This window comes from Streptomyces sp. LS1784, assembly GCF_020103755.1.
Lineage (GTDB): Bacteria > Actinomycetota > Actinomycetes > Streptomycetales > Streptomycetaceae > Kitasatospora.
In genome coordinates this window covers 1-7,018 of record NZ_JAHSQD010000428.1, presented here as the reverse complement: position 1 = coordinate 7,018, position 7,018 = coordinate 1, and the positions used below count along the sequence as shown (strand labels likewise).

The following is a 7,018-nucleotide window of genomic DNA, read 5'->3' as shown; positions in this document are numbered from 1 at the left end:
ACCGCCCTGCTGTACCTGACCGACCCCGCCCGCACCGACGCCTGGGCCCCCGTGCCGCGCCCGCGCGAACTGCGCGCCCGCCTCTGGTACCCCGCGGCCCCCGGCGCCCGCGGCCCCCACGCACCGTGGATGAGCCCCGCCGAGACCGCCCACCTCCAGGCCGCCTACTTCGCCGTCCCCGACGCCCGCCTCACCTGGCCCACCACCCACGCCCGCCGACCGCACCCGCCGCCACCCCGTCGTCCTCAACTCCCACGGCTCCGGCGCCGACAGCGCCTTCAACACCGCCCTCGCCGAGGAACTCGCCTCCCACGGCCACGTCGTCGCCGCCGTCGACCACACCTACGACGCCGGCGAGGTCGAATTCCCCGGCCACCGCCTCGACGTACGCGACAAGGCCCGCGTCCAGGCGATGACCGACGCCGAGATCGTCGCCTACCGGGCCGCCGACACCCGCTGCCTGCTCGACCGCCTCGAAAGCGGCCCGCTGCCCGCCGGCCTCCACACCACCCTCGACCTCGACGCCGTCGGCATGTTCGGCCACTCCATGGGCGGCGCCACCACCGCCCAGGCCCTGCACGACGACCCCCGCATCCGCGCCGGTGCCGTCCTGGACGGCCCCCTGTTCAACACCAGCGCCACCGCCGACCAGGCCCGCCCCCTGCTGCTGATGGCCTCCGCCTGGGACAGCCCCGCCCGCGACGCCATGTGGGACACCCTGTGGCCACACCTGACCGGCTGGCGCCGCCGCCTGACCCTCACCCGCTCAGGACACCTGTCCTACTGCGACCTCCAACTGCTCGTCCCCCAGGGCCAGAGCGTCTTCGCCTGGCCCGCCGACCAGCTGGAACACTTCCTCGGCACCGGCGACCCCCACCGCGCCGTCGCCGCCCAACGCGCCTACCTCACCGCCTACTTCAACCTCCACCTGCGCGGCATCCCCACCCCCCTGCTGGACGCCCCCACACCCCGCTGGCCCGAGATCCGCTTCGACGCCTGAACCTCGTTCCGCCGGTTCGACCACCGCGTGCACCCGCTCGACCGTCACCCGGTCGCCCTCCTGCATCTCGGCGATCCTCGCCGGCACGTCGCGCAGCGCCTCGGCCGCCTGCTGCGCCGGCGAGGCCCTGCGCGCGGCCTTCTTCACCTCCTGCGCGTGGTCCTTCATCGCCGCCCGCTCCTCGGCGGAGAACCCCTCGTGCCCGCTGCCCATCGTCGACCCCCTCTTCCGTACCGTCGTGCGATCTTGGGACCGGACCCCAGCGGTCCCCACCGACAACGGAAGGACCCCACATGCCCATCACAGGCGTGCTCTTCGACGTCGACGACACCCTCTTCGACTACACCGGATCGGAACGCGCCGGCATCCTCGCCCACCTGCACCGACTCGACCTGCTGCGCCGCTTCCCCGACCCCGAGGCGGCCACAGCGCTGTGGCGCGAGGTCATGGAGGAGCAGTACGCGCGCTTCCTCGCCGGCGAACTGACCTTCACCGCACAGCAGCACGAGCGCACCCGGCACTTCCTCGCCCGCCTCGGCGAGGACACCACCGCCATGCCCGACGAGGCCGCCGCCGCCTGGTTCGCCGGCTACACCGCCCACCGCGACGCCGCCCGGGCCGCCTTCCCCGACGCCGCCCCCGTCCTCGCCGCCCTCGCCCCCACCCACCGGCTCGGCATCGTCTCCAACTCCTCCACCGGCCACCAGCGCGACAAGCTCCACGCCACCGGGCTGCTGCACCACTTCGCCGACACCGCCCTCGTCTGCTCCGACGAGCACGGCGAGGCCAAACCCGCCCCCGGCATCTTCCGGGCCGGCTGCGCCCGCCTCGGCCTGCCCCCGCACCAGGTCGCCTACGTCGGCGACAAGTACGACCTCGACGCCCTCGGCGCCCGCGCCGCCGGCCTGCACTCCTTCTGGCTCGACCGCGCCGCCTCCCGCACCCCGGTCGACGACGGCATCCGTGTCCTGCACTCCCTGGCCGACCTGCCCGCCGCCCTGCACACCTGAGGCCCGCGAACCGCCCGGCTTCCGCAACACCCTTTCGCCGCAGCGCCGTTGCACGGACCGCAACCCCGGCCGGCAGACGCGCGATCAACGCGTGCGGGTGGGCCGTGCCCGCTCTACCGGGACGCGGCCCACCCGCGGTGGGTCAGCTGTAGATCACGGACCACTGCTGGGTGTGGTCCCCGGTGCGGCAGCCCTCGACCGTCACCTGGCCCCCGGCGTGGGCGGTCAGGCAGCCCTGGTCACCGTCGGCGGAGTGGATGTACGTGCCGGCGTCGCCGGCCCCGTACCACCAGCGCGACCTGGTCGCGGTGTTGTCGTACGGGTCGTACCAGGGGTTGTACTCGGACAGCTCGCCGGTGTCGTTGAAGCTGCGGCGCAGGTTCCGATAGGTCTTGGTGGTGCAGAAGAAGTCGGTGCACGTCTGCGTCTCGTAGGAGGAGAAGACGACGCTGTTGGTGGAGGTCATGGTGACGTACCACCACTGGTTGCTCTGCCCGGTCTGCGCGTAGGTGTACACCGGGGCGCCCTGGTTGGTGTTGTGGGCGTAGTCGTCCAGGTACTGGCCGGTGCCCATGTTCAGGACGTGGACCCAGCCCCGGGGCACGGCGGCCTGGGCGGGGGCGTCCACGGCGAACACACCGGCGAGGACGGACACGGACACCCCGGCGGCGGTGAGGATCCTTCTGATGTTCTTCACGGTGGAGGTTTCCTTTCGGTGCGTCAGCTGTAGATGACGGCCCACTGCTGGGTGTGGTCGCCGGTGCGGCAGCCTTCGACCGTCACCTGGCCCCCGGCGTGGGCGGTCAGGCAGTCGCCGTTCCAGGCGTTGGAGTGGATGTACGTCCCGGCGTCACCGTCCGCGTACCACCAGCGCTCCTCACCGGGCAGGGCGCCGAAGCCGATGCCGGCGCCCCAGCGCTGCTGGGGGCCGAGGACGCCGCGGTTGCCGCTGTCGCGGGTGAGGTTGCGGTACCACCAGGCGCCGAGGCCGCCGGACTGCTGGGTCTCGTAGGAGGAGAAGGTGACCGTGTTGCCGTCGTTGTTGGCCACCCACCACCACTGGTTGGACTGCCCGGTCTGCGCGTAGGTGTACACCGGGGCGCCCTGGTTGGTGTTGTGGGCGTAGTCGTCCAGGTACTGGCCGGTGCCCAGGTTCAGGACGTGGACCCAGCCCTGCGGTACCGCGGCGTCGGCAGGCGTGGCCAGGGTGACGGTGGCGGCCAGCGCGGCACCGGCCATCAAGGCGCCGGCGATTTTCTTCTTCACTGCGTTCCTCTCGACGTGCTCCCGTCCTGCGGCGACGCCCTCGCATCGCCGACGAGCAGGTGAGTGGAAGGTAGGAAGAACCGGTAGACAGACGATGGACGGCATGGCGGGGACGCCACCGCCATGCCGTCCGGGCCGTCACATCCTGGCCGGGCAGGCCCGGGCCGCCCGTGCGCGGGGGCCCGGTCAGCCGCCGATGCCGAACAGGGCGCGGCAGCCGTCGCTCAGGCCGGTGACGGTGACCGGGGTGCGGGCGTGCTCGGCCCAGGCCTCGGGACTCAGGCGCAGCCGCTCGGAGACGACCACCCGCCCGTCCAGGACGTCGCGGTCGATGCCGTCGCTGCGGTAGCCGAGCCTGCGCGAGACGGCCAGCGAGGAGTGGTTGTCGGCGAAGGAGAGCGAGGTCGCCGACTGCGTCCCCAGCTCCGCGAAGGCCAGATGGAGCATCGCGGCGCGCATCTCGGTGCCCAGGCCCTTGCCCTGGTACTCCAGTCCGAGCCAGGAACCCGAGACGATCTCGCGCCGCACCCCGAACTCCTTGGCGCGCATGTCCTGGATGCCCACCGGGCGCCCCTCGTGGAAGGCGACCAGGTCCAGCGCCCAGTCCTGTGCGCTCCAGCGGCCCATCCGCGCCCAGTGCAACTGCATCACGTGCCGGGCCCGTTCGGCGGGCGGCAGCTCGCCCCACGGCGTCAGGAACGGGCGGTCCTGGGGGAGGTGGACGCCGCGGGCGGCGACATCGGCCACCTCCGCGAGTTCGTCCTCGGTCGGCAGGCGCAGTTCCAGGCGGGGCGAGGTCACGCGCAGCCCCCGCAGGGGCCAGTGGTCGATGATCATCGAACCAGTGTGCCCAGCCGACGCGCGGCCCGCACCGCCATTTCCACCCTCCCTGACTGCCGGGCCACTCGTGGTGGCGCGGTGTCGGGCGGCCGCGTCCGTTGCGGCGGGCCGCCCGGTGGTGGCGGATGCGGGGGTGGGCAGGCCGTCAGCGACCGGCCCCGGGCCGGTCGAGGGCAGCGACCTCGCGTACGGCGTCCGCGACGGCGCGGAAGTCCTTCTTCAGGATCGCGCCGTGGTTGCTGGGGACCTTCGCGCTGATCCCGATGTGCGGGTTGCGCTCGGCCACCGACGGCAGCACCGCGCGGATCATCTCCTGCTCGTCACCGCGGCTGCCCAGCGACACCCCCGAGGCGACCACGTACCGGGTCGGGACGGTGATGGCATCCAGCACCGGGCCCAGTTCGCGGGCGCTGCCGATCCTGCCGAGCTCGATGTTGCAGTCGGACATCTGCTCGTGGGTCATCCGCGGGGTCAGCCCGGTGGGGCGCATCAGCGCCATGAGCGGGGCCCACTGCCGGAACTGCTTGCGGATGCGCTGCTCCATCCCCTCGGTGAGCCAGTCGTAGGGCTGCGCGCCGTCGACCAGGACGGCGCCGATGGCGCGCTGCGGGTTGCGCGAGGCCCAGTGCGCGCCGACGAACGCCCCGTAGGACCAGCCCACCAGCAGGGCCCGCTCCACGCCGCGGGCGGCGAGGACGGCGTCGACGTCCCGGACGGCGGCCTCGAAGGAGTAGTCCGCGGAGCGCTTCGACTTCCGGCCGCGGGCCCGCTCGTCGTAGGTGATGTGCCGCAACCGCGGGCCGAGTTCGGCCAGGACCCGGCGCCAGTAGCCCTGGGTGGCGAACTGGCCGTTGAGGTAGACCACGGGCAGGCCGGGGCCGCCGGTGTCGGTGACGGCCAGGGCGGTGTCGTCGACCGGCACCATGCCGGTCCAGGCCGTCGTGCCGGTCGCGGGTGTGGCGTTGCTGGTCATGTCTTCCCCCTGGATGGTGTGGAGCCGGTGCCGGTGTCAGAGGCTGCGGGCGGTGATGTCGCCGTGGGAGGTGGTGGCGCGGATGTCGAGCACGGTGGTGCCGTCGTTGCGCAGGGCGTTGCCGATGCGGCCGTGGCCGGTGCCGGCGTCCAGGGCGGCCGAGACGCCGGCGGCGGCGCCGACGGTGATGCTCCCGGACCGGGTGGTCAGCTCGACGGTGCCCCGCTGCGCCTCGGTGATCCGGATGTCGCCGCGGGTGGTGCTGATCCGGGCGGGGCCGGCGAGGCGGCCGACCTCGACGTCGCCGTCGACGGCGGTCAGGTCGAGGCTCGCGGCCTCGTCGACCTTGGTGTGGCGGTACGCGCCGTCGAAGGCGACGTCGCCGAGGCGGCCGACGCCGCGCAGTTCGGCGGCGGCGGCCTTGCCCCGGACGGCGGAGCCGGCCGGCAGCTGGACGGTGACCTCCAGGGAGCCGGTGGGGCCGAGGAACTGGTGCCCGGCCGCGGCGGTGACGACCCGCAGGACGCCGTCGGCGAAGGAGACGGCGGTCCGCTCGGCGGCCTGGACGTCGCGGTCCTTGCCGGGCTGGGCGGGCCGGATCTCGACGGTGGTGTCGCTGCGCTCGGCGGCGATGAGCTGGACGCGCCCGCCGGGGATGTCCAGGACGACGGTGATCGGGGCGCAGGTGTCGAACTTCTGCATCGTGCTCTCCTGTACGGGTGCGGGCGCGGACCCGGTTGGGGCCTGCCCGGTCGGCGTTTCTGACATTGGAAACGCTACGTTGCTTTCAAGGTGTCGGCAACTAGTTCGTTGCGTCAAAACTGCTTCATTGCAGGTGAATGACAGGAAACTGTTGCAACGGGTGTGTCGGGTAATGCAACGGCGGCTGTTGCGATCATTGCAATGGGTGGAAGGTGAACGCTATGGTGGGGTCGACCGGGAACCCCACAGCGACGACCACCGAGGAGAATGCGATGCCGGGAGGCAGGCTCACCCAGCAGGAACGCCGGCAGATCGCGCTGGGGCTGGCCGACAGCCTCCCCTACGCCGAGATCGCCCGGCGCCTGGAGCGCCCCACCTCGACCGTCACCCGCGAGGTGATGCGCAACGGCGGCCCCCTCGCCTACCGCGCCGACCTGGCCCACCGCGCCACCGAACACCGCGCCCAGCGGCGCCGGCCCGCCACCCTCGGCGCGCCGCAGTCGGGCCCGCAGCCGCACGGGCGTGACAGCGAGGCCGTGGCCGCGTACGAGGAGCAGCTCACCACCGTTTTGATGGGCTCAGGCCTGAACCGGATGGGGGCCCGGGTGATCACCTGCCTGTCCACCACCGACGCGGGCAGCCTCACCGCCGCCGAACTCGCCCAGCGCCTGCAGGTCAGCCCGGCGTCCATCTCCAAGGCGATCGCCTTCCTGGAGAGCCAGAGCCTGGTGCGCCGGGAACGCGACGAGCGCCGCCGCGACCGCTACATCGTCGACGACGAGCTCTACTACCAGGCGGTCATCGCCAGCGCCCGGGCCAACGACAAGGTCATCGAAACCGCCCGTCAGGGCGTCGCCGTCCTCGGCCCCGACACCCCCGCCGCCGTCCGCCTGGAGAACATCGCCCGCTTCCTCGACTTCATCAGCGAGAGCATCGTGCGCGCAGCCGAGCAGGCCCGCGAGGTCCTCCACACCAAGCCCGCCACCCCGACGGACGGCTACCCCGCCCCGCGGGAGGGGTAGCCGGGCCGCGGGGCCGGGGGAGTGGGACGTCGGCGGGGCCGACTTCCTGCGCGCGGGCGGACAGGTGGGCGAGGGCGGGGCCGTCGGCGGTGATCCACACGTTGGCGACGCGGATGCCGCGCAGGGCCACCGGGGCGCTGCCGGCCGCGACCGCGACGAAGGCGCCGCGCCCGCGCACCGCGCCCAGGGCCCGTACGCCGAGCAG

Annotated in this window: 8 protein-coding genes and 1 pseudogene; 3 read left to right on the top strand and 6 right to left on the bottom strand. The window is 73.1% G+C overall.

Annotated features, from left to right (window positions below; translation table 11 throughout):
• Positions 1–412 precede the first annotated feature (412 nt).
• A complete protein-coding gene (locus tag KS423_RS33545; RefSeq protein ID WP_374120074.1) occupies positions 413–1,000 on the top strand; it encodes a serine aminopeptidase domain-containing protein in 588 nt (195 codons plus the stop codon).
• A gap of 9 nt (positions 1,001–1,009) precedes the next feature.
• Here the strand turns inward: KS423_RS33545 and KS423_RS33540 are convergent.
• Positions 1,010–1,213 (bottom strand): annotated as a pseudogene (locus KS423_RS33540) (hypothetical protein); the annotation flags it as partial.
• An 80-nt stretch (positions 1,214–1,293) separates the two neighbouring features.
• Between KS423_RS33540 and KS423_RS33535 the strand changes: the two are divergent.
• Complete coding sequence (locus tag KS423_RS33535; protein ID WP_224283530.1) at positions 1,294–2,010, top strand: HAD family hydrolase; 717 nt, start codon at positions 1,294–1,296, stop codon at positions 2,008–2,010.
• A gap of 142 nt (positions 2,011–2,152) precedes the next feature.
• On the opposite strand, the gene KS423_RS33530 is transcribed toward KS423_RS33535, so the two are convergent.
• The 5 genes from KS423_RS33530 to KS423_RS33510 all read right to left on the bottom strand — a co-directional run bounded on the left by KS423_RS33530 (position 2,153) and on the right by KS423_RS33510 (position 5,791).
• Positions 2,153–2,707 carry an RICIN domain-containing protein gene (locus tag KS423_RS33530; protein ID WP_224283529.1) on the bottom strand — a complete coding sequence of 185 codons (555 nt, stop codon included), beginning with the start codon at positions 2,705–2,707 and terminating at the stop codon, positions 2,153–2,155.
• A gap of 23 nt (positions 2,708–2,730) precedes the next feature.
• Positions 2,731–3,276, bottom strand: a complete 546-nt coding sequence (locus tag KS423_RS33525; protein WP_224283528.1) for an RICIN domain-containing protein — start codon at positions 3,274–3,276, stop codon at positions 2,731–2,733.
• A gap of 186 nt (positions 3,277–3,462) precedes the next feature.
• Positions 3,463–4,113: a GNAT family N-acetyltransferase gene (locus KS423_RS33520; RefSeq protein WP_224283527.1), complete on the bottom strand. Its 651-nt coding sequence runs from the start codon at positions 4,111–4,113 to the stop codon at positions 3,463–3,465.
• Between the two features lie 148 nt (positions 4,114–4,261).
• Positions 4,262–5,089 carry an alpha/beta fold hydrolase gene (locus KS423_RS33515; RefSeq protein ID WP_224283526.1) on the bottom strand — a complete coding sequence of 276 codons (828 nt, stop codon included), beginning with the start codon at positions 5,087–5,089 and terminating at the stop codon, positions 4,262–4,264.
• 36 nt (positions 5,090–5,125) lie between these two features.
• Positions 5,126–5,791 (bottom strand): DUF4097 family beta strand repeat-containing protein, encoded by a 666-nt coding sequence (locus tag KS423_RS33510; protein WP_224283525.1) that lies wholly within the window; start codon positions 5,789–5,791, stop codon positions 5,126–5,128.
• 272 nt (positions 5,792–6,063) lie between these two features.
• On the opposite strand from KS423_RS33510, the gene KS423_RS33505 reads away from it, so the two are divergent.
• On the top strand, positions 6,064–6,813 hold the full coding sequence (locus tag KS423_RS33505; protein ID WP_224283524.1) for a helix-turn-helix domain-containing protein: 750 nt from the start codon (positions 6,064–6,066) through the stop codon (positions 6,811–6,813).
• Positions 6,814–7,018 lie beyond the last annotated feature (205 nt).

Excerpts from the sequence above, each read along its gene's own strand:
- KS423_RS33545 (WP_374120074.1), top strand. The coding sequence starts at position 413 with ATGACCGACGCCGAGATCGTCGCCTACCGGGCCGCCGACACCCGCTGC.
- KS423_RS33535 (WP_224283530.1), top strand. The coding sequence starts at position 1,294 with ATGCCCATCACAGGCGTGCTCTTCGACGTCGACGACACCCTCTTCGAC.
- KS423_RS33520 (WP_224283527.1), bottom strand. The coding sequence starts at position 4,113 with ATGATCATCGACCACTGGCCCCTGCGGGGGCTGCGCGTGACCTCGCCC.
- KS423_RS33515 (WP_224283526.1), bottom strand. The coding sequence starts at position 5,089 with ATGACCAGCAACGCCACACCCGCGACCGGCACGACGGCCTGGACCGGC.
- KS423_RS33510 (WP_224283525.1), bottom strand. The coding sequence starts at position 5,791 with ATGCAGAAGTTCGACACCTGCGCCCCGATCACCGTCGTCCTGGACATC.
- KS423_RS33505 (WP_224283524.1), top strand. The coding sequence starts at position 6,064 with ATGCCGGGAGGCAGGCTCACCCAGCAGGAACGCCGGCAGATCGCGCTG.